Source organism: Streptomyces sp. NPDC058284 (genome assembly GCF_042881135.1).
Classification (GTDB): Bacteria; Actinomycetota; Actinomycetes; order Streptomycetales; family Streptomycetaceae; genus Streptomyces.
This window is the reverse complement of the sequence record NZ_JBHVYE010000002.1, coordinates 173,074-197,006: the sequence shown is the minus strand read 5'-3', so window position 1 is coordinate 197,006 and position 23,933 is coordinate 173,074. Positions and strand designations below refer to the sequence as shown.

The following is a 23,933-nucleotide window of genomic DNA, read 5'->3' as shown; positions in this document are numbered from 1 at the left end:
TTCCGTATTGCGGAAGTTCATTTCTGCTTGATGGAAGACTGCCTCCGATCTGCGGAAGCTGTCAAGAGGGGACTGCCGAAAATTCGAGCGGCGGCGTTAGGTTGTTGAGCGTGCGATTGAGAGTGGAGTTCACAACCGAACCCTTCGATCTCGACGAGGCACCCGCGCATGCGCTGGTGGCCCGCGAGGTCATACAGGGGGCCCCGCTGGACGCCGTGGACGTAGGTCCCTTCGGCAATACGGCGGAGGGGGACGTCGACGCGGTGCTGACCGCCGTCGACGCCATGCTGCGCCGGTCCCTGGGCGCCGGCGCCACTCGCGTCTCGCTCCAGGTCAACGTGATCGGCGAGCCGGGCGGTCCGGCGGACCCGGGGGAGGCGGATAAGTGACCGGTTTCGGGGACGACCCCTTCGTCGCCGCGGTGAAGCCGCTGGTGGACGCCATGGGCGGCGAGATGGTGCCGCCCGACGAGGCGGGGACCGACGATGTGGTCCTCAGCTGGGAGGGCGAGGACGTGGTGGCCGTGCGGCTGCCGCAGCTCGCCGACTCCCTCGACCACATCCTGCTCGCCCTTGAGCGCAAGCAGGGCCGTCCCCTCTCGGAGCTTGACCGCAAGTCCAAGCAGGAGGTCGTGCGGATCCTGGAGGCGCGCGGCGCGTTCTCCGTCCGGCACGGCGTGGAGACTGTGGCGGGCGCCCTGGGGGTCAGCCGCTTCACCGTGTACAACTACCTCAACAGGGAGAACGCCGCCAGGAGCGAGTAGTCCGGGAGTGGCCCCGGCCCTCACGTCCGTCACTCTGTGCCGCCGAGCCGTCACCCGTATCGCGGGTGGCGGTTTCTTTGTTCAAGTTATTTCAACAAAGTGTTGACGCTGCGTTGTTGAAGGTCTTAGCTGTTCCGCAGCCCGTCCAGCACAAGGCCACGGAGGCTCCCCGTGACTTCGAGTACACAGCGCTTTGCGGGGGAAGCCCCCACACCCCCCGCGGGTCTCACCCGGTTCAACACCTTGGAGGAGGCCGCGGCCACCGCCGCGCTCCACGAGGCCTGCGCCTCCTCGGCTTGGGGAAGCAAACTGCTCTCCCAGCGCCCCTACGACACCGTCGAAGCCCTCTTCGCCGCGAGCGACGCCGCCATGGCCGAGCTCACCGCGGAGGATCTCGCCGAGGCGATGGCGGGGCACCCGCCGATCGGGCGCCCGAAGCCCGGGGACCCGACCTCGTCCCGCGAGCAGCGGGGCATGGCAGGTGCCTCCGAGGAGCTCAAGACCGAAATGCTCGAACTGAACCTGGCTTACCAGGACAAGTTCGGACACGTCTTCCTGATCTGCGCCACCGGTCGCACCGGCGAGCAGATGCGGGACGCGGTCAAGGAGCGGATCGGCAACTCGCCCGAACAGGAGCGGGAGATCGTCCGCTCCGAACTCGGCAAGATCAACCGCATCCGCCTGACCCGCCTCCTGGAAGAGGAAGCCGCATGAGCACGGAAACGACCGCCTCGGTGTCCACGCACATCCTGGACACCAGCGTCGGACGCCCCGCCGAGGGCGTCGCCATCTCGCTGTGCGCCCGCAGCGGCCCGGACGCCGAGTGGCTGGCGCTCGGCGGCAGCGCGACCGACGCGGACGGGCGCTGCAAGGACCTCCCGGCGCTGCCGGAAGGTGTCACACACGTACGTCTCGACTTCGAGACCGAGGCGTACTTCCTGACCAAGAACAACCAGCAAGCCGAGGCGCAGCAGGACGCCCCCGCGAATCGGGACAGCGGTGCGACCGGAGCGTTCTTCCCGGAGGTGGCGATCACGTTCGCCGTCACGCCGGGCGAGCACTACCACGTACCGCTGCTGCTCAACCCGTTCGGCTACTCCGTTTACCGAGGGAGCTAGCAGACATGCCCACCATTCTGGGACAGAACCAGTACGGCAAGGCTGAGAACCGGGTCGTTAAGATCACGCGGGACGGCGACACCCATCACATCAAGGACCTGAACGTCTCCGTCGCCCTCTCCGGCGACCTGGACGACGTCCACTACAACGGCTCGAACGCCAACTGCCTGCCGACGGACACGACGAAGAACACCTGCTTCGCGTTCGCCAAGGAATACGGCATCGAGTCCGCCGAGCAGTACGGCATCCACCTCGCCCGGCACTTCGTGGACAGCCAGCCCTCGATCCACCGCGCGCGCATCCGCATCGAGGAGTACAGCTGGGAGCGCATCGGCGGCTCCGACAGCAACTCCAAGTTCATAGGCGCCGACGAGGTCAAGCACTCCTTCGTCCGCAAGGGCCAGGAGACGCGGCTCGCCCAGATCACCTATGACGGCGAGAACTTCGAGGTCCTCTCGGGTCTGAAGGACCTGACCGTGATGAACTCCACGAACTCCGAGTTCTGGGGCTACATCAAGGACAAGTACACGACGCTCCAGGAAGACTACGACCGCATCCTCGCCACCTCCCTGTCCACCTGGTGGCGGCACAACTGGACCAACGACGAGCAGCGCATGCCGAGTTGGGAGCGGAGTTACGAGCAGGCGAAGAAGCACATCCTGCACGCCTTCGTGGAGACCTACTCGCTGTCGCTCCAGCAGACGCTGTACCAGATGGGTTCGCGGGTCATCAACAACCGCAGCGAGATCGACGAGATCCGCTTCTCCGCGCCCAACAAGCACCACTTCCGTCAGGACCTCTCGCCCTTCGGCCTCGACAACGCCGCCAAGGACGGAGCCGTCTACTACGCCGCCGACCGCCCGTACGGCCTCATCGAGGCCACGATCCTGCGGGACGGCGTCGAGCCGAAGATCCCGGTCGACATGACCAACCTCTGACGCGGGATGCGCGCCCCCGCTCCACCGCAGTGGGCGGGGGCGCCACACCGGAGGGAACATCCGCAATGGCACAGCCTGCACAGGGGCCGGCAGCAGCCGAAGGCCCGTGTTCCACCCCATCGGACATAGCTGACAGGGACATAGCTGACAAGGCGTCAACTGCCGACTGTCACCCGGTGGACGAGAAGCTCCACCCCTCGCGGCTCGTCCCCGCCGCGCTCCAGCACATCGCCGCCATGTACGCGGGTGTCGTCACCCCTCCGCTCATCATCGGCCAGGCCTGCGGCCTGGACACCGTCGCCCAGACCCGGCTCATCGCCGCCGGTCTGCTGATCGCCGGTCTCGCCACCATCCTGCAGACCCTCGGCGTCAAGGGCTTCGTCGGCAACCGCCTGCCGTTCGTGAACGCCGCCTCCTCGGCCGGTATCGCGCCGATCCTCGCCATCGCCGAGACCAACGCCAAGGGCGACCAACTCCCCGCCATCTACGGCGCGGTGATGGTCGCCGGCGTCTTCTGCCTCGCCGTCGGCCCCTTCTTCGGCAAGCTGCTGCGCTTCTTCCCGCCGCTGGTCACCGGCGTCGTCATCACCCTCATCGGCGTCACGCTGATGCCGGTGCCCGTGAAGTGGGCCCAGGGCGGCGACGAGAGTGACCCGACGTTCGGCAACATGAGGTACCTGGCGCTCGCCGCCTTCACGCTCGTCGTGATCCTGCTCTTCCAGCGCTTCGGCCGCGGCTTCCTCAAGCAAGTCGCCCTGCTCGCGGGCCTGTTCATCGGCACACTCGCCGCGATCCCCTTCGGCATGGCGGACTTCACCTCCGTACGGACGGCTCCGCTGGCCGCGCTGCCCACCCCGTTCGCCGCCGGGACGCCCGTCTTCCAGCCCGCCGCGATCCTCTCGCTCTGCATCGTGATGCTCGTCCTGATGACCGAGTCCGCGGCCGGCATGCTCGCCCTCGGCGAGATCTGCGAACGCAAGACCGACGGGAGGACCATCACCCGCGGCCTGCGCACCGACGGGATCGCCACCCTGGTGGGCCCCGTCTTCGGCGGCTTCCCGACCTCCGCCTTCGCGCAGAACGTCGGCGTGGTCTCGCTGACCCGGGTCCGCAGCCGCTACGTCGTCGCCGTCGCCGGTGGCGCGCTCATCGTGCTCGGCGCCTTCCCGGTCCTCGGCGCGGTCGTCAACGTCGTGCCCATGCCGGTCCTCGGCGGCGCGGGCATCGTCCTCTTCGGCTCCATCGCGGTCAGCGGCATCCGTACGCTCTCCGAGGCGGGCCTCGACGACAGCTCCAACATCATCCTGGTGGCCGTGTCGCTCGGGGCGGGCATCATCCCGCTCGCCGCGCCCACCTTCTACGCGGAGTTCCCCGCGTGGGCCCAGACCGTGCTCGGCTCCGGCATCAGCGCCGGCGCGCTCGTCGCGGTCTCGCTCAACCTGTTCTTCCACCATCTCGGCACCCGTGGCAGCGCGCAGAGCGCTGCCGCGGCACTCAAATCTTCCTAGGGTCATGCCGTGCCCACCTCGCATCGCCACCAGTAGAGAAGGAAGCACCATGGCAGCATCGGCAACCCAGGAAGGCGCCGTCGAGCGCATCGTCATCGAGAACGCCGCGATCGCCACGGTCGACGCCCACGACACCGAGTACGCCTCGGGACACGTGGTCGTCGTCGGCAACAGGATCGAGTCGATCGGCGCGGGCAAGGCCCCCGAGGGCCTCGCCGACGTCGTACGCCGCGTCGACGCCACCGGCCACCTGGTCACCCCCGGCCTGATCAACACCCACCACCACTTCTACCAGTGGATCACCCGGGGCCTGGCCACCGACCACAACCTGTTCAACTGGCTGACGGCGCTCTACCCGACCTGGGCGCGCATCGACGAGCAGATGACGTACGCCGCCGCGCAGGGCTCGCTCGGCATGATGGCCCGCGGCGGCGTCACCACCGCCATGGACCACCACTACGTCTTCCCGCAGGGCTCCGGCGACCTCTCCGGGTCGATCATCCGCGCCGCCGCCGAGATGGGCGTCCGCTTCACCCTGGCCCGCGGCTCCATGGACCGCAGCGAGAAGGACGGCGGCCTCCCGCCGGACTTCGCCGTCGAGACCCTCGAAGGCGCGCTCGCCGCGACCGAGGAGACCGTCAAGAAGCACCACGACGCGTCCTTCGACGCGATGACGCAGGTCGCCGTCGCGCCCTGCTCGCCGTTCTCCGTCTCGACCGAACTCATGCAGCAGGGCGCCGAGTTGGCCCGCCGCCTGGGCGTACGCCTGCACACCCACGGCAGCGAGACGGTCGAGGAGGAGAAGTTCTGCCACGAGCTCTTCGGCAAGGGCCCGACCGACTACTTCGAGTCGACCGGCTGGCTCGGTGAGGACGTGTGGATGGCGCACTGCGTCCACATGAACGACTCCGACATCGCCGCGTTCGCCCGCACCGGCACGGGCGTCGCGCACTGCCCGTCCTCCAACGCCCGTCTCGCGGCCGGCATCGCCCGGGTGCCCGACATGCTGAAGGCGGGCGTCCCGGTCGGCCTCGGTGTCGACGGCACCGCGTCCAACGAGTCCGGCGAACTCCACACCGAACTGCGCAACGCGCTCCTGATCAACCGTCTGGGCGCGCACAGGGAAGCCGCCCTGAACGCCCGTCAGGCCCTGCGCCTCGGCACGTACGGCGGCGCGCAGGTCCTGGGCAGGGCCACGCAGATCGGCTCCCTGGAGGCCGGCAAGCTCGCCGACCTCGTCCTCTGGAAGATCGACGGCATCGGACACTCGTCCATCGCCGACCCGGTGACCGCCATCGTCTTCGGCGCGGCGGCCCCGGTCACGCTCTCCCTCGTCAACGGCAGGCCGGTCGTCGAGGACGGCCGCCTGCTGCACGCCGACGAGGACGCCATCGCCCGCTCCACGCGGGACCAGGCACAGCGGCTCGCGCGGATCGCCGCCGGGAGCTGACACCGAGAACTCCGGTCAGGGGGGACGGCCCCTGACCGGACTTGAGCAGCCGAGCGGGCTGCTCAAGTGCCGCCCCGGAACGCGGCCCAAAGCTTCGCGTTCCCGGGGCGGTCAGTACTACCTGGGCGCATTTCCCACAACTGCACACCGAGCAAGTCCTTGCACCACGCACCACCTCCCAGAAGCGAAAAGTGCCGGCGGCCCCGCCGGGACCGGAAAACAACCGGAGGAGCCACAGTGGCCACTCAGCCCAGGTTCACCAAGCAAGGCACCACCCCTGAGCCACCCGGAAGCGACGGCGGAACCGCCATACATCCGGTCGACGAGAAGCTCCCCGCGATGAAGATGGCGACCACCGGCCTCCAGCACGTCGCCGCCATGTACGCGGGCGTCGTCGCGCCGCCGCTCATCGTGGGCGCCGCGATCGGCCTCTCGCCCAAGGAACTCACCTTCCTCACCGGCGCCTGCCTCTTCACCGCGGGCCTCGCGACCTTCCTGCAGACCCTCGGGTTCTGGAAGATCGGCGCCCGGCTGCCCTTCGTCAACGGCGTCACCTTCGCCGGTGTCGCGCCCATGCTCGCGGTCGTCGAATCGACCGACAACAAGGACGACGCGCTGCCGCTCATCTTCGGCGCGGTGATCGTGGCGGGCGTGCTCGGCTTCATCGCCGCCCCGTTCTTCTCGAAGCTGGTCCGCTTCTTCCCGCCCGTGGTGACCGGCACGGTCATCACGCTCATCGGCATCTCACTGATGCCGGTCGCCTTCGGCTGGGCACAGGGACCCGTCCCCGGCGCCCACGACTACGGCTCCATGAAGAACCTGGGCCTCGCGGGCCTCACCCTCGTCGTCGTCCTGCTCCTTCGCCGCTTCACCACCGGCTTCGTCAAGCAGATCGCGGTCCTGCTCGGCCTCGTCATCGGCACCGTCATCGCGATCCCCTTCGACGCCACCGACTTCAGCCCGATCGGCGACGCGGACGTCGTGGGCTTCCCGACGCCGTTCCACTTCGGCGCCCCCCAGTTCGCGGCCGCCGCGATCGTCTCCCTCTGCGTCGTCATGGTCGTCTCCATGACGGAGTCGACGGCCGACATGCTGGCCCTCGGCGAGATCGTGGAGCGGCCCGCCGACGAGAAGACCATCGCGGCCGGACTGCGCGCCGACACCCTCGGCTCCGCGCTCAGCCCGCTCTTCAACGGCTTCATGTGCAGCGCCTTCGCGCAGAACATCGGCCTGGTCGCGATGACGAAGATCCGCAGCCGTTACGTGGTCGCCGCCGGCGGCGGCTTCCTGGTCCTGATGGGCCTGTGCCCGATGGCCGCCTCACTGATCGCGGTCGTGCCGCGCCCGGTCCTCGGCGGCGCGGGCGTCGTGCTCTTCGGCTCGGTCGCGGCGAGCGGCATCCAGACGCTGGTCAAGGCCAACCTGGAGCGGGACAACAACGTCCTCATAGTCGCCGTCTCGCTGGCCGTCGGCCTGATCCCGATCGCCGCGCCGGAGTTCTACCACGCGTTCCCGGAGACCGCGAAGATCATCCTGGACTCGGGCATCTCGACGGGCTGCGTGGCCGCCGTGCTCCTGAACCTGGTCTTCAACCACATCGGCAAGGGCCGCGAGGAGGACGACGTGACGGCTCCGATGGAGCCCGGCAGGGAGATCGCCGAGACGCGCGTGCCGGGGCAGGCCGTGGCGCACTGAGCCACCGGCGACCTACCCGGTCCGAATTCCTCCGGGGCGGTGGCCCCTCGCGCGGTCGAGTGCCGTGCGAGGGGCCGCTGTTCAGCTGTCGATGTCCATGGCGTCCGCCTGATCCGGCGCCGCACCGCCACCGGCCGGGATCACCTTGAGGATGTTGCCGTTCTTGTCGCACAACTCCGCACGCAGGATGTGGCCGGCCTGCATGCCACGCCAGAAGATGACCTCCTGCTGCTGGACGAAGGCCGTGGTGCCCAGCGTGTCCACCAGGTCGATGCCGCCGGGAGCACTGATCACATAGCGGTAGCCGCTGCCGTCGGGCTGCCGTGCCCAGTCGGGCACGTACCCGCCCGGCGAGCGGGTGGTGCTGACGAAACCGGTCTTCTGGAGCAGCTTCTGGTAGTGCCGCAGGCTGGCGGGCAGCTTCTCGTTCCAGGCGTCGAACCCCTTGCCGAGGATCTCGTCGGGCGTCCGCTTGTCCCACCGGTAAAGCAGCTCGTTGTCCTTGCGGTAGCGCAACGGTGGGAGCGGGCGACCCTGCTTCCTGTCCTCGCGCATCGACTTCACCTTGCCGGGATCAGGGCCGTACGTACTCTCCCCGAACCCCACCGCGGGCTGCGGCGTCGGCGTGGTCTCGCGCGGGTACTTGCCGCGCTCCGCCATGAACGTCGCGTAGTCGTACTCGTCCGCCTCCGAGTCCATCCCGCCGTCCGACAGCTCCTCGGCGTCGGAGAAGTCCCGCGCGTCGACGTCCATCGCGTTGGGGTCCCGGCCGGGCGCGCGCTGCACCGCGGGCCGCTCCTCCTGCTGGTGGCCGCAGCCCGCCCCGTGCCGGTGCTGCTCCTGCTCCCCGGCGCGGCCGTCCTTGCGGAGCATCTGGACGACGGCCGCGTTGCCCGCCGACCCTTGCAGGGCGAGGAGCCCGTGGAGCGGGGCGTCGGCCGGGGCCGCGGGTCTGCGGGCCGCGGTCCGCGCCTTCGCGGCGTCGTGCTTTGCGGCGTGGTCATGGTCGCGCAACGGGACTCCTCCAGGTACAGAGCGACCCACTCTGCCCTCAGGACCCCCGTCAGGGCCAGGAACCGAAGGGCAGCATCGCGTGCAGTCCTCGTGGTCCGATCGCTTGACCTCACGTGTTCCTGAGGTCCGAGGATGCGGCGCGGGGAAGCCCGCAGGGGGCCTCCGTGGGACGCCTCACGCACGTGCTGGTGAAGGAGGACGGGACCTGGCGGATCACGTCCTCCCGGACCACCCCGAGCCTCGGCTGAACGGCCGCCTTCAGGGGTGGTCGTACCAGGAGAACGCGGCGATCCGCCAGCCCTCCGGCGTGCGGACGAACTGCATCGTCTTCGTGCCGCCGCCCTCGAACGGCTCGCCGTCCATGACGCCCGCCTTGGCGTACTCGCCGAACCGGCACGCGATGTCGCCGGTGATGTCGGTGCGTTCCGAGACCTCCCACTCGGCGAACTCGACGAGACGTCCTTCGGCGAGCAGCCGCTCGCGGGGCTCGATGAACTCCTCCACGGTGTAGGCCGCGTACCGCGGTCCCGTCACGACGATCACGCCGCCGGGCAGCATGAGCCGACGGATCCTGGCGACGTCCGCGGCCTTGCCGCCGCGGTTGTCGAAGGCCCCGAAGAACTCGGCGGTCAGTGCGTCGATTTCGGCCTTGGGGTGCTCGGCCTCGGGTATCTCGATCTCGGACATGCCGGGACCGTAACACCCCTATTTCCCGCACACCGGCGCGGAGTTGACCGAGCCGCCCGCGTTCTCGTCGTCCGTGCCGAGCACGGCCCTGCCGCCGGCGCCCGGCACGCACTCGACCGCCTCGATCTTGACGCCCTTGAACTTCCGTACGACCACGGGGGACTTGGCGACGGACAGCCGCACCGTGCCGGAGCGGCTCACGGAGAGCTTGCCCGCGTTCAGGACCGCCGAGGCGAAGGGGCCGTCGTCGCCCGCGTCGGACGCCGAGCTGATCACGAGGCGGCCCGAGGGCGTGACGGAGATGTCCGAGGCGTGCCGGACGTCACCGGTCGGGTAGGGGGCGCGGAGCCGGGCCGTGGCGACCGGGCCGAAGTCGGCCTCGCCGTACTGGTTGAAGGAGAAGGGCGCGGCGTGCAGCGTCGCAGGACGCTTCTTGCCCGCGCCCCGGTCCGCCCAGACCGCGGCCATCTTTCCGTGCCGCGAGGTCAGCGCGAAGCTCTCGTAGTCGTCGCCGTCGGCTATCCCGGGGAGCGGGGAGGTGTCGAGGACCTCGACCCCGGACCCGGACGCCTTGAGGTGGTAGACCAGGCCGCGGCTGGCCAGGGCCACGTACTCGTCGTGGGCGCCCGGCACCGCCTCGATCGCCTCCAGGTCGACGGGCTCCGCGGTGCCCGCCCAGGCGAGCGGTGTGACGTGGGTGGCGGTGGAGCGGTCACCGTCGGCGCCGGGGCGGTAGGTCAGCCGGGCGACGCGGTTCTCGCCGGGCTTCTTGTTGTCGCGCACGACGACGGCGTCCGTCCGCCCGTGCCGGTGGCCGCCGCTCGTGACGGCGAGCCCGCTGATGCCGGACCTGATGTCGTCGCCGACCTTCTGCCAGCCGCCGCTCGGGGCGTGCGCCGCGGACGCCGTGAGGCCGCCCGCCGACAGGAGGGCGGCTGTCGCGGTCAGCACGGTCGTGGTCGTACGGAGGAACATGGAGATCTCTCACCTCGGTGCGGATCGAGCGCAGGTCGAACGCAGGGACGGCTGTGATGACGCGCGTAGACGGGAAGTTGGCGGGGACCGTACCCAGTTCAACCACCGCGAGGCAAGGGGTGAGAGGGAAGAGGCAAGAGGGGGCGCGGGCGCGCGGGACGCCGAGGGCGCCCCGCGCGTCCGACTCATCCGATGTGGTACGGGTCCCCGTAGACCTTCCAGTCGAGCGGCGTGTCCAGGTTGAGGTTCCGCTTCTTCAGGAACACCCGCTGCGCGGTGTCGACCCGGCTGGTGTCCTCGTGGGCCTCCTCCTGCTTCATCGCCCAGACGCGCGCGTCGAGGAAGGCGTTCAGGTACGTCACCTCGTCGCCGCCCTGGGCCGGCGGCTTGGCCGAACGCAGCGCACGCTTGCGGATGTTGCGGAAGCTGGTGGAGTCGCCGCCGTCGCCGTGCATGACGATCGCGTCGTAGTAGCAGAACTGGCCGAGGACGCCGATGCCGTCCGTCTTGCCCTGCTTGACCGCGGGGTTGAAGTAGACGCGGTCGCGCTCGTCGTTCTGCGCCTTGCGGAACTCCGCGTCGGTGTCGGCGGCCCGCTCCCAGTCGCGCTTGAAGTTCGGGTCGAGGCCGTCGTGCGAGTCGGTGCCGTCGACCCGGCGCAGCGCCGGGAGGTACTTGGCCAGGACGTTCCCCGGCTTGCGCTGCGTGTAGAGCTCGACCAGGTCGAGCATGTCGCCGGTGCCGGAACAGAAGCCGATGATGCCCGCGGTGTAGCCGCGGCCGTCGTCGATGTCCTCGCAGTATCGATACTGCTTCTTCCAGTCGAGGGAGGAGTTCTCCGCGCTGCAGACGATCTGCATCGCGATCTCCTTCTTCGCCGGGTCGTCGAGCCCGCCCGCGGAGATCCGCGGGGCGGTGGGCCGGGGCGAGGTGGACCGGGACGAGGTCTGGGTCGCGTTCGCCGTCTGCGTGGCGAGGAGCGGGCCCGCGACGGCCGCGGCGCCCATGAAGGTGAGCAGTTTGCGGCGGGAGCTGTTACGGGGGGTGTCGGTGGTGCGCGGGCGTATGTGGGGGGTCTCCACGAGGGCCTCCAGGTAGGGGAGTTCACGGTTCCGCGTCTGTTAGGAAAGTTTCCTACCAGAGATTGGGGATGACGTATACCCGTCAAGCGACGATGAGTCCGCGGCACCGAATGGCCGGACCTCGCTCTGGCCGCCGGCCCCACGGGTCCGTACGCTCCCCCTCGCTCACGCAATCCGCTCCAGGCACCGCAATGCGTTCCACGCATCACAGGCAGCTCTCCAACCCCCCTCCTCAGAAATGGAATGGAGAACCATGGCCGGTGCACTGCTGCTGAGCGGCGCCCTCGTGGCGCTTTTCGGCTCGACGCTCCCCGCTCAGGACACGTCCACGATCCTGGACCCTCCCCCGGACAAGATCGTGATCGAGGTCGCCACGGTGAACGGTTCCGGGTGCCCGCTGGGCACTGCGGCCGTCGCCGTCTCCCAGGACAACACGGCCTTCACGGTCACCTACAGCGACTACCTCGCCCGTACGGGTGCGGGGGCCGACCCCACGGCCTTCCGTCGCAACTGCCAGCTCAACCTCATCGTGCATGTCCCGCAGGGCTTCACGTACGCGATCGCCAGCGCCGACTATCGCGGCTACGCCTCGCTCCAGGCGGGCGCCAAGGGTAAGGAGAAGGCCTCGTACTACTTCCAGGGCTCACCCCAGACGGCGTCCATCAGCCATGAGTTCAAGGGCGCCTACAGCGACAACTGGCAGGCGACGGACTCGACGGACTGGGCGCAGCTCGTCTGGGCTCCGTGCGGGGTGAAGCGGAACTTCAACATCAACACCGAGCTGCGGGTGGACGGCGGGACATCCGATCCGGCGAAGTCGAGCTTCATGACGATGGACTCGACGGACGGGGACATCAGCACGGTGTACCACCTGGCGTGGAAGGAGTGCCCGCGCGCCTGAGTCCTGAGCGCGGCGCCCCTTCAGGGGCGCGGGGAACTGCGCGCTCGGCCACGATGGGCCCGCGGGTCGTGAACCGGCCTGCGGGCCCCACGCACGGCGCCGCCCGAGAGCCGCCCCCGCACCACCGCGGCGACCGCGTACGTGCTGCCCGAAGGGCGGGTCGCCAGGTGGCCCGGGTGGTGGGCCCAGGTGTTGTCGACGGTGAACCAGTCGATCTCGGCGGGCTCGCGGCCCTCCGCGAGGGCGGTGCTGAGTTCGTCGAAGTAGAGGGACCAGCGGTGGCGGTAGAGGCCGCCGACCAGACCCGCCCACTCCCGGTTGGCGTAATCGTGCAGCCCCGCCTTACTGGCCGCGCGGTCGCCCCACACCGTCAGCAGGGAGAGCTGGTCGTACGCCAGCCGATCCCGCTCCTCCTCGCCCACGCCCCACATACGTGCGTCCGCGACCCAACGGCCCAGCAGATGACGGGAGTCGGTCGCCAGGAGCCGGTCGAGCAGGGTCATGAGGGAGAGCCAGTCGCGGGTGAGCGTGTGGAAGCGGGCGGTGTCGCCGGCGTCGTACGCCTCCTCGATGCGCGGCAGCAGGACGCGGCTGCGATGGGAGAGGGCCTGCCGGGCGACGTCGAGCAGGTCGCGCCGGTACGCCGACGAGCGCCGCAGATCCCGCCGTACCGCGAGGAGTTCGCCGAGCGCGGGTTCGAAGTCGTCCGGGTCGTAGCGCAGGGACTTCGGCGACCAGGCCGCCGCCGACTTCGCGGCGAGGTCGGGCCGCGCCCCGAAGAGTCCGTCGGCGCCCTCGGCCCACCCGTCGGCGCGGGTCGTGCCGTAGGCGGTGCGGCGCAGCACGTCCCAGGCGGCCGACGCGTGCGGATCGGCGGCTCCGTAACGGTAGGCCGACCACTCGGCGAACCAGGTGGAGAGGTCCAAGCCGCCGACCCGCCAAGCCAGTTCGGAGAAGAGCTCGAAAGCAGCGGGGTTGTTGTCGGCGGCCTCCGGCATGAGTGAAATGCCGCGCAAGGCGCTGCCGTCCTTGGTGCGCCACTTCTCGAAGAGGTCGGCCCAGTCCGGGGTGTTGGCGCCGAGAGCCGTATGGCCGCCGAAGTTCCAGATCGAGCCGAAGGTGTACGGCGTCGAGCCCCAGTCCGACTCGCGGTCGGTGATGTGCGGGAAGCGGTCGGAGAGGCCGTCGACGACGAGCATCCGCTGCTTGCCGACGGCGTCGGTGATGGCCTTCGGTGGATTGTGCTGCCAGCCGAGGATGACCCAGGTAGCGCCGGGGTGTGCGGTCCGCAGGGCCTTCTCGACCCCCTTGGCGGCCTCGCCCACGGGCACGTCGCCGGGCCTTCCGCCTTCGTGGAGAAGGTCCATCTTGTACATCGTGGTCGGTCCGAACAGCTCGTCCTGCACGCGGTAGAACGCCGCGGCGACGCGCGCGAAATGGCCGGTGCGCGGATCCAGCCAGTCCGGTCGCCCGAAGCCCACCCAGTCACCCTGCGGAACCGTTTCCGCGCCGGGGTTCCTGTCGGCGAAACCGTCCGGCACGGTGCCGTAGTAGCCGGGCAGGACCGGCGTCATGCCGAGCTCGCGGAGCCGGTCGCAGATGCGGCGGCCGAGACGCGCGCGGGCGTCGAGCAGCTGCCGGGAGACCGGGTACGGGAACGACGACATGTTCTGCAGGAGCCACCACGGCTGGTGGGCGGGGGCGGGGATCCACGCCCGCAGCTCGTCGCCCGGGTAGCCGAACTCCTGGAAGGCGCGGTGGTGGACGGCGTCCGCGCCCGCGTAGACGAGGACTTCGTTGTAGCCGTGCAGGGCGAGCACGTCGATCTCGTGCTCCCAGTAGTTCCAGTCGTGGTACGCGCCGGTGTAGCCGTCGTTGGTGTCGTTGAGGACGAAGCGGTGGGGGGTGTTGGCGGCGCCGGTGAGCGGGCGGGGAGGGGCCGGGAGGCGGTCGGGGAGGTGGTCGGTGCGGCTGCCCGCCCAGGTGATGTTGGCATGCGCGACGTGCTTCAAGTAGTGGTGCAAACCGGTGAGTTGGGTGGCAGGGCCGGCCGCCGTGATCGTGATGCGGCCGCGGTGTCCGGTGATCCGGAAGGAGTCGTCGGCGCCGGCTTCCTTGGGGACGGTCCTGTACGTGATCTGGTCCCAGTGGCGGGGGAGCAGGCGCCGGGTCGCCTCGGCGGCGGCCGTCCGGCGCGGAGCGGGCGCGCCGTCGGCCGTGCTGCCGGAGCAGGCGACGGCTGCGGCTGCGGCACCGGCCGTACCGGCGAGACCGGTGAGGAGAGTGCGGCGGGGGAGAGGCATACGGGCTCCGGGGTCGGGAGGGGTGCGTGCGGTGCGTATGCGGGTGCGGGTGCGGGTGCGGGTGCGGGCGCGAGCCCGAGGGCGCGGTACGCGGGGCATGGGGCGCGGGGCGCGGTGTGTGTTCCCGAGGTGTCTCTTCCCCAGCCCGATCCTTGGCCACGCCTTCCTGGAGACGCGCTCGCGGGGGCATCGAGCCGGGAAATGGGCCTGCCTCACCCCCGTGCGGCGGAGCAGACTGGGACCGGCAGCAGGCAAGGGGCGACGGCAACAGCCCACGGGCAACGGGGTATCGACCACCGGGCAACGGCAACAGCCCACGGGCAACGTGTACCAACCAACGGGGGAGACCATGAAACGCGGACGCGCACCCACGCACGAGAGCAGCACCGACATCCCGGCAGGCCGGGGCGTACTGGAAGGGGCGTTCCTGCTGCTGGACGAGCTCGCCAGAACGGGCGACGCGGGACTGACCGACCTCGCGGCGGGCGCCGGTCTGCCGAAGGCCACCGCGCACCGGCTCCTGGACCAACTCGCCGCGGTCGGCGCGGTCGAGCGCGCGTCCGGCCGCTACCACATGGGCGCGGCGTTGGCCCGCCTGGCGCGGTCATGGGGTGCCAGTCACCCGCTGGGCAGGGCCGCCGTGCAGCCTCTGCGGCGCCTGTCGGCAGCGACCGGGGCCGCTGTGGCCCTGGCGGCTCCTGTCGGCGGCAGCATGGTGGTCGTCAGCGGAATGCCCGGTCCCGGGGACGAGGCGTTCCCCCACATGCCCGGCATGGTCCTGCCGCCCGGCAACGCGGCCGAGGCCGTCATGTCCGCGTACCGGCCGGTCACGGCGCTGCCGCCGGAACGCTCCCCGGGCGAGTGGGCCCGTCGCCTGCGCAAGGTGCGTGAGCACGGTGTGGACCTGCACCACTGCGAGGACGAGGAGCCCGCGTCCTGTCTGGTGGCACCGGTCCATGCTCCTTCGGGCGGGGTCGTGGGGGCCATCGGCGTGCGCTTCCCGGGGCACCGCCTGCCGTCGGCCAACATGGTCGATGCGACGCGGAGGGCGGCGCGGATGCTCAGCGCCAACCTGGCACGCCAGCCCCGTGCCCGAGAGCTCTGAAAGGGCTCGTTTCGGGGCGTGTTCCGCTGGGTGGACCGGAATCTGGGGGTTCGGCCACCGGGGCGTAACGCTGGACGAGCCGCATCCAGAACTCTGGGTGTGGCGCCAACTCGGCGTCTGTGTAGGCGAGTTGGGGGTCCTTGCATCGCGAGCGCGAATCGGAGAACAGCTATGAGCACAGTCAAGGCGGCCGACGCCGTCACCCCCCGGGTCACCAGGAGCAAGCAGGATGCTGCCCGGGGCGCGAGCGCCGAGGCGGTCGGCGGCAACGTCGGCGCGGTGTGGCGGGGCGTCTGGTGGTGGGGCCCGGGGAACGGGACCTGGAACCTGACGATCCCCTGGAACGTGATCAACGCGAACTCGACCGTCGTCATCACGGCCTCCGAGGTCGACGGCAACGGCACGAGGTTCGTCGGCTCGGCACCGTTCGACGTGTCGAGCATCGCCCCTCAGGCCGGCCAAGTGGTATTCAAGATCAATATCGGCTGGGGGAGCGCCATCCCGATGCGTACGGACGTACTCGTCTTCGACTGAGTGGTCCGGTCCACGGGCGAGGCCCGGGGCTCTGGGGCAGTACGCCATCCGGAGCCGCCGGTGCCGCCACCACATGCCGCCGCCGTGTGCCGCTCACGCGCGCCACGGCGGCGGCGAACTCTTTCCAGGGCGACTCAGGACCGGGTTCCGACGTCCACGCGGTGCAGGAACGCCTCGACCAGTCGGTCGGTGAAAGCCTCGCCGACGGGTTCCGCCGTCACCAGGACGCGGTGGTAGACCGGCCCCACGAGTTGGTCGATCTCCGCCGCCATGTCGAGTCCGGCGGCGAGCCGGCCGCGTGCCACCGCGCGTTCCAGCGGGAGCCGGTCGCGGCGGCGCTGTGCGTCGAGGTATCCGGAGCGCAGGGCTGCGGCGAACGCGGGATCGTGCTGGGCGTGTCCGACGAGGGCCTTGAAGACGGCGCCCGCGTCGGACCGGGTGAGGAAGAGAGCCAGTTGGCGCAGGTGGGCGCGTAGGTCCCGGGCCAGGTCGCCGTGGTCGGGCGGGGTCAGGGCTTCGGCCGCGTCCTGGAGGAAGGCGTCCAGGAGGATGTCGGTCTTGGACTTCCACCAGCGGTAGACGGTCTGCTTGGCGACGCCCGCCCGGGCGGCGATGCCCTCGATGGTGACGCCGGTGAAACCCTTCTCGACCAAGAGACCGTCGGCCGCCTCCAGCACTGCCTGCCGGGCCTGTTCGCTGCGACCGTGCCTGTTGCCGTGGTGGCGTGCCGCGGGCTCCCGCCCGGCCGCCGCAGCAGCCGTACTTCCTCGTTCCATGTCTTCGCCCGGTGGCTTCTACCCGGTGAATATGTGGTGAAACGGGCCTCAGGTCCCTGAGATCAGGGACTTGGGGCCATGTTCGTGAGGACCATCAGCGGGCACGTTCCCTGACCTGGGATTGGCAATGTTGATCGACGGTTGACGATCAATGATCGACGTCCGTCCCACGGACCCACGGCCGACAGAGAGAGTGACTGACCAGTGAGCGCGCCCGAAGCCCCTGAAGCACCGGCACCGCCGGCTCCCGAAGCCGTTGCACGGCACCGGGCGCTCTTCCGGGCGATCCACCGCCGCAAGAACCCGCGCCTGCGCCAGTCGGACATCACCGTCACGGAGGAGGCCCAGGTCAAGCGCGCGGTGAAGGCGACCGCGCTGGGCAACGCCATGGAGTGGTACGACTTCGGCGTCTACGCGTACCTCGCCGTCATCATCGGCAAGGAGTTCTTCCCCTCCGGGAACGAGACCGCGCAGACCCTCTCCTCCCTCGCGACCTTCGCGGCTGCCTTCCTGGTGCGCCCCATCGGCGGCATGTTCTTCGGCCCGCTCGGCGACCGCGTGGGCCGCAAGAAGATCCTCGCCCTCACCATGATCATGATGTCGACGGCGACGCTCGCGATCGGCCTGATCCCCAGCTACACCTCGATCGGCGTCTGGGCGCCGGTCCTCCTCGTCCTCTGCCGCATGGTGCAGGGCTTCTCGACGGGCGGTGAGTACGGGGGCGCCGCGACGTTCATCGCGGAGTACGCGCCCGACAAGCGCCGCGGCTTCTGGGGCTCGTTCCTGGAGTTCGGCACGCTGATCGGCTACACGGTCGCCGCGGTCCTCGTCACCGCCCTCACCGCGGGGCTCAGCGACGACGCCATGCAGTCCTGGGGCTGGCGCATCCCGTTCCTGGTGGCGGCGCCGCTCGGCCTCATCGGCCTCTACCTGCGGATGAAGCTCGACGAGTCGCCCGCGTTCCAGAAGATGGAGGAGGGCGACGGGCCCGCCGCCGAACGCCAGAAGAAGTCCCTCAAGGAGTCCTTCTTCGGCCAGTGGCGCGCGATGCTGCTCTGCATCGCGCTCGTCGCCGCGTTCAACGTCACCGACTACATGCTGCTCTCGTACATGCCGACGTACCTCACGCAGCTCGGCTTCGGCGAGACCGGCGGCCTGATGTCCATCGTCGTCGTGATGCTGATCCTGATGGCGCTGATCAACTCGGTCGGCCGCCTCTCCGACCGCATCGGCCGCAAGCCCGTCCTGATGGCGGGCTCGATCGGCTTCTTCGTGCTCGCCCTCCCCGCCTTCCTCCTCATCAAGCAGGGCGGCACGCTGCCCGTCTTCTCGGGCCTGCTCATCCTCGGCCTGGCCCTGGTCTGCTACCTGGGCGCCATGTCCTCATCGCTGCCCGCCCTCTTCCCGACAGACGTGCGCTACGGCTCCCTCTCCATCGGCTTCAACATCTCCGTCTCCCTCTTCGGCGGTACGACCCCGCTGGTCGTCGCCGCCCTGATCGGCGCCACCGGCAACGACCTGATGCCCGCGTTCTACACGATGCTCGCCGGTCTGGTCGGCATCATCGCGGTCACCGCGATGAAGGAGACGGCCCGCAAGCCGCTGGAGGGCTCGCCGCCGTCCGTCGCGACGGACGAGGAGGCGCGGGAACTGGTGGAGGCGCAGCGGGTGTCCTGAGGCAGGTGCCTCAGGACTTCTCCAGGGTGGCGATGGCCTCGGCCAGCCACGCCTTCTCCTCCGTGCCGGGTTCGTACCCCGATGCGGCTCTCCTTGCTGGCCAACGGACTGATCCTCGCCCGGGACGCGCGCTGTAGGGCGGCGACCGGTCCGCCCATGTCGGCCGACTTCGCCGTCCGTATGACCGGCACGCTGGCGCTTGTCGCCGTCGTGGCCCGGATCGGCGTCGACGAGGTCGCCGCGTACGGCATCGCGCATGTACGTCGCGACGATGGCCTTCTACTCCGTACGCCAGGCCGCCGCGATGGCGTGCGCGGTGGGCTCGCGGTGCGGGGCGCTGACGCGGGTCAGGGACGGGAGGCGTACGCGACGAACTCCGCCCAGGCGCGGGGTGCCAGGGCGAGTTGGGGGCCGTCGGGGTTCTTGGAGTCGCGTACGTGGAGGGTAGTGGGGCAGGGGGCGATCTCTACGCAGTCGTCTCCGTCGCCACCGCTGTAACTGGACTTGCGCCAATCCAGCGCTACTTCTACGCAGTCGTCTCCGTCCCCGCTGCTGTAACTGGACTTGCGCCAGCTGAGTGCGACTTCGAGACAGTCGCCAGAGCTGCCGCTGCTGTAGCTACTCTTGAACCAGGCCCGTTTCGGGGTGCTCATGGCGCTCCCGGGGTTCGCTCCAGCTGTGCCACGAACTGCGTCCAGGCGCGGGGGGCCAGGGCGAGTTGGGGGCCGTCGGGGTTCTTGGAGTCGCGTACGTGGAGGGTGGTGGGGCAGGGGGCGATCTCTACGCAGTCGTCTCCGTCCCCGCTGCTGTAGCTGGACTTGCGCCAGCTGAGTGCGACTTCGAGGCAGTCTCCGTCGCCGCCGCTGCTGTAGCTGCTCTTGTACCAGGCCAGTTCGGGGGTGCTCATGCCGCTCCTCGCATCCGCTCCAGCAGGCTCACCGAGTCCTCGAACGTGAGAGCCTGTGCGCGCATCCTGGCATACCGCATCTGGAGAACGCTGACTTCATGCGGATTGGAGATGAATTGGCCGCTGCGCTGCCCTTCGGAGTACGCACACCATCGATGCTCTGGCGTCTCGAGCAGGCGGATGGGGCCGTGCAGTCCGGCGTGGCTTTCCCTCACCACCGGCATGACCTGAACTTCGATGTTCCGGCGCTCTGCAAGACCGAGAACGTGGTCGATGAGTTCCATGGTGACTGCATGCCCGCCTACGCGACGCAGGAACAAGTGTTCCTCAAGGATGAAGCTGTACGCCGTGTTCGGCCGCTCCGTGAGGAGTTGTTGGCGCTCGATACGCGCCTCCAGCTGCGCCTCGATCTGGTCATCGCCCAGCGGCGGGAGCTGATTGACGAAGAGCGTCCGCGCATAGGCCCTGGTCTGCAACAAGCCCGGAATCAACCGGCACTCGTACGTGGAGAGCGCCACCGCCTCCTGCTCCAACTGCGCCCACTGGCGGAACCAGGACGCCAGACCCCGCTGTCGCGACAGCTGATTCGCCGCCAGTCGCAGCGTCCCGAACGCGTCCAGCGCCACCTCGCACTGGTCGACGAAGCGCGGCGGCGGAAAGCGGCGGCCCTGTTCGACGGAGGCGATGAAATGGGCCGAGTAGCCGATCTCGGGCGCCAGGGACTCCTGCGTGTACCCGGCGCGTTTGCGGAAGCTCTTCAGGACCGCGCCGAAGGCCTTGAGCCCATCGGTCGGTTCGGGCTCATTGCTGCCCGTCGTACTTGACGACATCACGGGTATCCCCTGACGCTCGGCTATCGGTCTGCGCCAACGCGCCCATGGTCACGTTCGGTTACCCGTACTGTCCACCCTTCGCACTCGTACACTTACGCAGCGTACGAGTTTCGTGCCTGGTATCCCCGGCCGCGTGCGGCCACCGTTGCCGCCATGTCGACGCAAACGCGCCCCGCCGCCGCACCCCGTACCTTCGCGCAACGCTTCAGTGCCACGCCCCGGGGTGCCCGCCTCGCGAGGAGGCTGACCAGGTATCACCTGGACGGCTGGGGAATCGCGTACGACACCGAACTCTCCGACGCCGCCGAGGCGATCGTCGCCGAGTTCGCGGCGAACGCCGTGACCCACGGCCGCGTACCGGGCCGCGACTTCGAGCTCGGCCTGACGCTGCGTACCGACACGCTGCGTATCGAGGTCGCCGACGCCCGCGCGGACGTCGGCTCGCACGTCGCGCGCAAGTCCACAGGCCTCGAAGGCGAGTCGGGGCGGGGGCTCGTGATCGTCGCCGCGCTCGCCGCCGAGTGGGGCGTGGCCGGACGCGAGGTCGGCAAGACGGTGTGGGCGGAGCTTCCCGTGGAGCGATGAGCGCCGCCCTCAACCCACCCGATCACAACCGGAGTTCACCCTGTGTACATTCGAGCGGGGTGTTACCCGACGTGCTGCGTACGCCACGCGGACACCGTCGGGCCCCAGTCTCACGCAAGATCCATCCGTTCCCGGGACGAGGAGACATCGCGTGACCAGACGCTGTCCGACCCGTCGAACGATCGGTTCGGTCGTGCTCGCACTGACCACCGTCCTCGCGGCGACCTCCGCCACGGCCGCCACGGCCGGCGCCGCCGACCCGCTGCCGGGGATATCCCCGCAGGTCGAGACCCCCGTCCTGCACGACGACGATGCGGGCGGCAACGCCGACGCCGACGACCCGGCGATCTGGCGCAACACCGCCGACCCGGCGCGCAGCCTGGTGATCGCCACCGCCAAGGAGGGCGGGCTGAGGGCCTACGACCTGGACGCCCACCCCGTCCAGTCCGTCGCCGCCCCGCCCGCGAAGGGGCCCGACGACGCGCCGGGCCGCTTCAACAACGTCGACCTGGTGAACGGCCTCAAGCTGTCGTCCGGCCGCGCCGACCTCGCCGTCACCAGCGACCGGGGCACCGACCGACTGCGCTTCTACCGCATCGACCGCGAGCGCACCGGCGGCCCGCTCACCGACGTCACGGACCCGGCGGTCCCGCCCGTCTTCTCCGCCGACCAGGCAGAGATCAACGAGCAGCGCACCGCGTACGGCCTCGCGACCTGGCAGGACAAGTCGAGCGGCCGCTCGTACGCCCTGGTCAGCCAACGCGAGCGCTCCAGCGTCGCGCTCCTCGAACTCCTCCCGGCCGCGGGCGGCAAGGTCACGTACCGCAAGGTGCGCACGCTGGACCTGCCGTCGTCGTTCAAGCTGCCCAACGGCACCTCGTGGACGCCGTGCGCCGGGCCCGGCGAACTGCCGCAGGTCGAGGGCATGGTCGTCGACCCGTCCAACGGCACGCTCTACGCGGGGCAGGAGGACGTCGGCATCTGGCGCCTGCGTGCCGACCTGACCGGCAAGCCCGAACTCGTCGACAAGGTACGGGAGTACGGCGTTCCCGGCGTCTATGACGAGGAGACCGAGGAGTGCGAGCCCGGCGCCGGCCCCGGGTACGGCGGCAAGCGGATCACGGCCGACGTCGAGGGCCTCACCCTCGTCAACGAAGCCGACGGGGACGGTTATCTCCTCGCTTCCAGCCAGGGCGACAACACCTTCGCCGCGTACGACCGTGAACTGAGCGACCACAACGAGTACGAGGGCGGTTTCCGCGTCACGCCCGCGGGTGGCGCGCTCGACGGCTCCGAGGAGTGCGACGGCGCAGCCGCGCTGAACGAGCCGCTGGGGCCGAAGTACCCGCACGGCCTGCTGGTCGTCCAGGACGGTCATGACGCTCCCGGAGAGGGTGACCGCCCGTCCACGAACTTCAAGTTCGTCGACCTCGGGAAGGTCATGACGGCCTTGGACGACTGACGGTCGTCGGCTGTCGGTTGCGGGCGTTGGTCGGGATAACCCCCCTGTTGATCTTCCGGCCTGCCGCATGGCCCCTGGCGGGCAGGCCAGGGATCGTCGATTCCCTGGCGCAAGGCGCGTACGGGGAAGGGAAGACAGTGCGACACAGGAGCTCCAAAGCCGCGACGGTGGCCGTGGCGCTGGCCATCACGGGCGGGGTGCTGGCGCCCGCCGCGGCGGCCCAGCGGTCGACGGGGCGGGCACCGGCGTCCGTCGACGGCGTCTGGCGCGTGGCGGGCTACGGTGCCGTCCTGACGATTGAGGGCGGACGGCTGCGGGAGTACCAGACGACACGGATCAGCTGCATGAAGGGCGACTCCGCGAAGCGGACGGGGCCGGGCACGTACCGCGGTGCCGACAAGACGGTCCTCACCGTCCGGCCGACCGGGTCTTCGCGCATGTCGCTGCACGTGTCCGGGTCGGCGGGCGACCGGCAGCTGCGGCGCGTCCAGGCGCTCCCCGCGACCTGCGACCGCGACCGGCCGAAGCCCAAGGACCCGGTGACGGCGTTCGACGTCTTCTGGCAGTCCTTCGAGGAGAACTACCCGTTCTTCGCCGCCAAGGGAATCGACTGGCATGCCGTGCGCGCCACCTACCGGCCCAGGGTGCACGCCGACACGACGAGGCGCGAACTCTTCGCCGTGTTCAGCGAGATGGTGGAGCCGCTGTACGACGCGCACGTCGCCGTTTTCGACGGCGAGCGCAGGTTCTACCGGGTCCGCCCGGGGACGACCGCGCCCAGCGAGAAGCTGGACACCAAGGTCAAGAAGTACGTGGTGCGGCGCGACCTCAAGGGCGAGAAGCCGCAGGAGTTCGCCAATGGCCGCATCAGCTACGCGGACCTGCCCGCCTCCGGGTCCGCGTCCGGTCACGGCGCCGCCTCCAGATCCGGCGCCGCCTCCGGCTCCGGCTCCGGCTCCGGCAAGCTGGGATACCTCCGCATCTCCGGTTTCGCCGGGTACGACGCGAAGGACCCCGCGTACGCCGCCCAGCTCGCCCGACTCGACAAGGCCCTGGACGCCGTCCTCACCCGCGAACGCACCACCTCCCTCGCCGGTCTGATGATCGACCTGCGGGTCAACGGCGGCGGTTCCGACGCGCTCGGCCTGCACATCGCCGGGCGCCTGACCGACAAGGCGTACGTCGCCTACCGCAAGCGCACCCAGTACACGCGCCCGCGGCCCGTCCCCGTACGGCCCGCCGAGAACGCTCCCCGCTACACGGGCCCGGTCGCCCTGCTGACCGGCGGCTCGACGGTCAGCGCGGGGGAGACCTTCACCCAGGCCCTGCTGGACCGCCCCGGCACGACGGTCCGCATCGGGGAGCCCACGCAGGGCGTCTTCTCGGACGTCATGGCCCGCAAGCTCCCGAACGGCATGGAGGCCTGGCTCCCGAACGAGGAATTCCTGACCCGCACGGGCCGGACCTTCGACGGCGCGGGTATCCCGCCCCACCTGCGTACGCCGGTCTTCACCAAGGAGGAGTTCGAGAAGAACCGCGACTCGGCGTTCGACAAGGCGGTCGCGGTTCTTCGGCACCAGCACCAGCCTCACCAGCACCAGCCTCACCAGCCCTGAGCGG

24 protein-coding genes and 1 pseudogene are annotated in these 23,933 nt (G+C 69.9%); 16 read left to right on the top strand and 9 right to left on the bottom strand.

Translation table 11 applies throughout. The features are described 5' to 3' along the window. The first annotated feature begins 110 nt into the window (after positions 1-110). From ACFVYR_RS04165 to ACFVYR_RS04130, 8 genes are all read left to right on the top strand, one after another. Entirely contained in the window at positions 111-389 is a 279-nt protein-coding gene (locus ACFVYR_RS04165; protein ID WP_355805625.1) for a hypothetical protein, read from the top strand. Further along, positions 386-763, top strand: a complete 378-nt coding sequence (locus ACFVYR_RS04160) for a helix-turn-helix domain-containing protein (RefSeq protein WP_384248302.1) — start codon at positions 386-388, stop codon at positions 761-763. The genes ACFVYR_RS04165 and ACFVYR_RS04160 overlap by 4 nt, the downstream gene beginning before the upstream one ends. 171 nt (positions 764-934) lie before the next feature. Further along, on the top strand, positions 935-1,477 hold the full coding sequence (gene uraD / locus ACFVYR_RS04155; RefSeq protein ID WP_384248300.1) for a 2-oxo-4-hydroxy-4-carboxy-5-ureidoimidazoline decarboxylase: 543 nt from the start codon (positions 935-937) through the stop codon (positions 1,475-1,477). Continuing rightward, entirely contained in the window at positions 1,474-1,881 is a 408-nt protein-coding gene (uraH, locus tag ACFVYR_RS04150; protein WP_384248298.1) for a hydroxyisourate hydrolase, read from the top strand. Before uraD ends, uraH begins: the two co-directional genes overlap by 4 nt. 5 nt (positions 1,882-1,886) lie before the next feature. Further along, positions 1,887-2,819, top strand: coding sequence for a factor-independent urate hydroxylase (gene pucL / locus ACFVYR_RS04145; protein ID WP_306337172.1), 933 nt, complete (start codon positions 1,887-1,889; stop codon positions 2,817-2,819). Positions 2,820-2,884: 65 nt separating this feature from the next. Beyond that, complete coding sequence (locus ACFVYR_RS04140; protein ID WP_384248297.1) at positions 2,885-4,327, top strand: nucleobase:cation symporter-2 family protein; 1,443 nt, start codon at positions 2,885-2,887, stop codon at positions 4,325-4,327. A 49-nt stretch (positions 4,328-4,376) separates the two neighbouring features. Continuing rightward, positions 4,377-5,777 carry an 8-oxoguanine deaminase gene (locus ACFVYR_RS04135; protein ID WP_384248295.1) on the top strand — a complete coding sequence of 467 codons (1,401 nt, stop codon included), beginning with the start codon at positions 4,377-4,379 and terminating at the stop codon, positions 5,775-5,777. Between the two features lie 339 nt (positions 5,778-6,116). Beyond that, the gene (locus tag ACFVYR_RS04130; protein WP_384248681.1) at positions 6,117-7,472 is read left to right on the top strand and encodes a nucleobase:cation symporter-2 family protein; all 1,356 of its coding nucleotides are present in this window, start codon (positions 6,117-6,119) and stop codon (positions 7,470-7,472) included. An 81-nt stretch (positions 7,473-7,553) separates the two neighbouring features. On the opposite strand, the gene ACFVYR_RS04125 is transcribed toward ACFVYR_RS04130, so the two are convergent. From ACFVYR_RS04125 to ACFVYR_RS04110, 4 genes are all read right to left on the bottom strand, one after another. Further along, entirely contained in the window at positions 7,554-8,486 is a 933-nt protein-coding gene (locus ACFVYR_RS04125) for a hypothetical protein (RefSeq protein ID WP_384248294.1), read from the bottom strand. A 258-nt stretch (positions 8,487-8,744) separates the two neighbouring features. Next, complete coding sequence (locus ACFVYR_RS04120; protein WP_384248292.1) at positions 8,745-9,173, bottom strand: DUF4440 domain-containing protein; 429 nt, start codon at positions 9,171-9,173, stop codon at positions 8,745-8,747. 18 nt (positions 9,174-9,191) lie between these two features. After that, positions 9,192-10,148 carry a hypothetical protein gene (locus tag ACFVYR_RS04115; RefSeq protein WP_384248290.1) on the bottom strand — a complete coding sequence of 319 codons (957 nt, stop codon included), beginning with the start codon at positions 10,146-10,148 and terminating at the stop codon, positions 9,192-9,194. A gap of 185 nt (positions 10,149-10,333) precedes the next feature. Then, a complete protein-coding gene (locus ACFVYR_RS04110) occupies positions 10,334-11,230 on the bottom strand; it encodes a chitosanase (RefSeq protein ID WP_384248289.1) in 897 nt (298 codons plus the stop codon). Between the two features lie 253 nt (positions 11,231-11,483). On the opposite strand from ACFVYR_RS04110, the gene ACFVYR_RS04105 reads away from it, so the two are divergent. Then, positions 11,484-12,131: a DUF4360 domain-containing protein gene (locus tag ACFVYR_RS04105; RefSeq protein ID WP_384248287.1), complete on the top strand. Its 648-nt coding sequence runs from the start codon at positions 11,484-11,486 to the stop codon at positions 12,129-12,131. Positions 12,132-12,151: 20 nt separating this feature from the next. Here the strand turns inward: ACFVYR_RS04105 and ACFVYR_RS04100 are convergent, their stop codons facing one another. After that, positions 12,152-14,434, bottom strand: a complete 2,283-nt coding sequence (locus tag ACFVYR_RS04100) for an alpha-N-acetylglucosaminidase (RefSeq protein WP_384248285.1) — start codon at positions 14,432-14,434, stop codon at positions 12,152-12,154. Positions 14,435-14,783: 349 nt separating this feature from the next. Here ACFVYR_RS04100 and ACFVYR_RS04095 point away from each other — a divergent pair, with 349 nt between their 5' ends. Continuing rightward, positions 14,784-15,539, top strand: a complete 756-nt coding sequence (locus ACFVYR_RS04095) for an IclR family transcriptional regulator (protein WP_384248283.1) — start codon at positions 14,784-14,786, stop codon at positions 15,537-15,539. A gap of 171 nt (positions 15,540-15,710) precedes the next feature. After that, positions 15,711-16,073 carry a hypothetical protein gene (locus ACFVYR_RS04090; protein ID WP_384248281.1) on the top strand — a complete coding sequence of 121 codons (363 nt, stop codon included), beginning with the start codon at positions 15,711-15,713 and terminating at the stop codon, positions 16,071-16,073. Positions 16,074-16,207: 134 nt separating this feature from the next. On the opposite strand, the gene ACFVYR_RS04085 is transcribed toward ACFVYR_RS04090, so the two are convergent. Further along, on the bottom strand, positions 16,208-16,849 hold the full coding sequence (locus ACFVYR_RS04085) for a TetR/AcrR family transcriptional regulator (RefSeq protein WP_384248280.1): 642 nt from the start codon (positions 16,847-16,849) through the stop codon (positions 16,208-16,210). A 204-nt stretch (positions 16,850-17,053) separates the two neighbouring features. Between ACFVYR_RS04085 and proP the strand changes: the two genes are divergently transcribed. After that, a complete protein-coding gene (gene proP / locus ACFVYR_RS04080) occupies positions 17,054-18,526 on the top strand; it encodes a glycine betaine/L-proline transporter ProP (protein WP_384248278.1) in 1,473 nt (490 codons plus the stop codon). Between the two features lie 84 nt (positions 18,527-18,610). Next, positions 18,611-18,842: pseudogene (locus ACFVYR_RS04075) on the top strand (MATE family efflux transporter); the annotation flags it as partial. Between the two features lie 31 nt (positions 18,843-18,873). Here the strand turns inward: ACFVYR_RS04075 and ACFVYR_RS04070 are convergent. Genes ACFVYR_RS04070 through ACFVYR_RS04060 form a run of 3 tightly spaced genes read right to left on the bottom strand, consistent with a single transcriptional unit; the run spans position 18,874 to position 20,263 of the window. Next, the gene (locus ACFVYR_RS04070; RefSeq protein ID WP_384248277.1) at positions 18,874-19,179 is read right to left on the bottom strand and encodes a DUF397 domain-containing protein; all 306 of its coding nucleotides are present in this window, start codon (positions 19,177-19,179) and stop codon (positions 18,874-18,876) included. Next, positions 19,176-19,433 (bottom strand): DUF397 domain-containing protein, encoded by a 258-nt coding sequence (locus ACFVYR_RS04065; RefSeq protein ID WP_384248276.1) that lies wholly within the window; start codon positions 19,431-19,433, stop codon positions 19,176-19,178. The genes ACFVYR_RS04070 and ACFVYR_RS04065 overlap by 4 nt, the downstream gene beginning before the upstream one ends. Further along, positions 19,430-20,263, bottom strand: coding sequence for a Scr1 family TA system antitoxin-like transcriptional regulator (locus tag ACFVYR_RS04060; protein WP_384248274.1), 834 nt, complete (start codon positions 20,261-20,263; stop codon positions 19,430-19,432). Before ACFVYR_RS04060 ends, ACFVYR_RS04065 begins: the two co-directional genes overlap by 4 nt. A 156-nt stretch (positions 20,264-20,419) precedes the next feature. Here ACFVYR_RS04060 and ACFVYR_RS04055 point away from each other — a divergent pair, with 156 nt between their 5' ends. From ACFVYR_RS04055 to ACFVYR_RS04045, 3 genes are all read left to right on the top strand, one after another. Beyond that, entirely contained in the window at positions 20,420-20,851 is a 432-nt protein-coding gene (locus ACFVYR_RS04055) for an ATP-binding protein (RefSeq protein ID WP_384248272.1), read from the top strand. 151 nt (positions 20,852-21,002) lie between these two features. After that, entirely contained in the window at positions 21,003-22,313 is a 1,311-nt protein-coding gene (locus tag ACFVYR_RS04050; RefSeq protein WP_384248271.1) for a phytase, read from the top strand. Positions 22,314-22,450: 137 nt separating this feature from the next. Beyond that, on the top strand, positions 22,451-23,929 hold the full coding sequence (locus ACFVYR_RS04045) for a S41 family peptidase (RefSeq protein WP_384248269.1): 1,479 nt from the start codon (positions 22,451-22,453) through the stop codon (positions 23,927-23,929). Positions 23,930-23,933: the final 4 nt, after the last annotated feature.

What these genes read in the sequence shown, in the direction of transcription:
- uraH (WP_384248298.1), top strand. Translation starts at nt 1,474, where the DNA reads ATGAGCACGGAAACGACCGCCTCGGTGTCCACGCACATCCTGGACACC.
- pucL (WP_306337172.1), top strand. Translation starts at nt 1,887, where the DNA reads ATGCCCACCATTCTGGGACAGAACCAGTACGGCAAGGCTGAGAACCGG.
- ACFVYR_RS04140 (WP_384248297.1), top strand. Translation starts at nt 2,885, where the DNA reads ATGGCACAGCCTGCACAGGGGCCGGCAGCAGCCGAAGGCCCGTGTTCC.
- ACFVYR_RS04135 (WP_384248295.1), top strand. Translation starts at nt 4,377, where the DNA reads ATGGCAGCATCGGCAACCCAGGAAGGCGCCGTCGAGCGCATCGTCATC.
- ACFVYR_RS04130 (WP_384248681.1), top strand. Translation starts at nt 6,117, where the DNA reads ATGAAGATGGCGACCACCGGCCTCCAGCACGTCGCCGCCATGTACGCG.
- ACFVYR_RS04120 (WP_384248292.1), bottom strand. Translation starts at nt 9,173, where the DNA reads ATGTCCGAGATCGAGATACCCGAGGCCGAGCACCCCAAGGCCGAAATC.
- ACFVYR_RS04115 (WP_384248290.1), bottom strand. Translation starts at nt 10,148, where the DNA reads ATGTTCCTCCGTACGACCACGACCGTGCTGACCGCGACAGCCGCCCTC.
- ACFVYR_RS04105 (WP_384248287.1), top strand. Translation starts at nt 11,484, where the DNA reads ATGGCCGGTGCACTGCTGCTGAGCGGCGCCCTCGTGGCGCTTTTCGGC.
- ACFVYR_RS04100 (WP_384248285.1), bottom strand. Translation starts at nt 14,434, where the DNA reads ATGCCTCTCCCCCGCCGCACTCTCCTCACCGGTCTCGCCGGTACGGCC.
- ACFVYR_RS04095 (WP_384248283.1), top strand. Translation starts at nt 14,784, where the DNA reads ATGAAACGCGGACGCGCACCCACGCACGAGAGCAGCACCGACATCCCG.
- ACFVYR_RS04090 (WP_384248281.1), top strand. Translation starts at nt 15,711, where the DNA reads ATGAGCACAGTCAAGGCGGCCGACGCCGTCACCCCCCGGGTCACCAGG.
- ACFVYR_RS04085 (WP_384248280.1), bottom strand. Translation starts at nt 16,849, where the DNA reads ATGGAACGAGGAAGTACGGCTGCTGCGGCGGCCGGGCGGGAGCCCGCG.
- ACFVYR_RS04070 (WP_384248277.1), bottom strand. Translation starts at nt 19,179, where the DNA reads ATGAGCACCCCGAAACGGGCCTGGTTCAAGAGTAGCTACAGCAGCGGC.
- ACFVYR_RS04065 (WP_384248276.1), bottom strand. Translation starts at nt 19,433, where the DNA reads ATGAGCACCCCCGAACTGGCCTGGTACAAGAGCAGCTACAGCAGCGGC.
- ACFVYR_RS04060 (WP_384248274.1), bottom strand. Translation starts at nt 20,263, where the DNA reads ATGTCGTCAAGTACGACGGGCAGCAATGAGCCCGAACCGACCGATGGG.
- ACFVYR_RS04055 (WP_384248272.1), top strand. Translation starts at nt 20,420, where the DNA reads ATGTCGACGCAAACGCGCCCCGCCGCCGCACCCCGTACCTTCGCGCAA.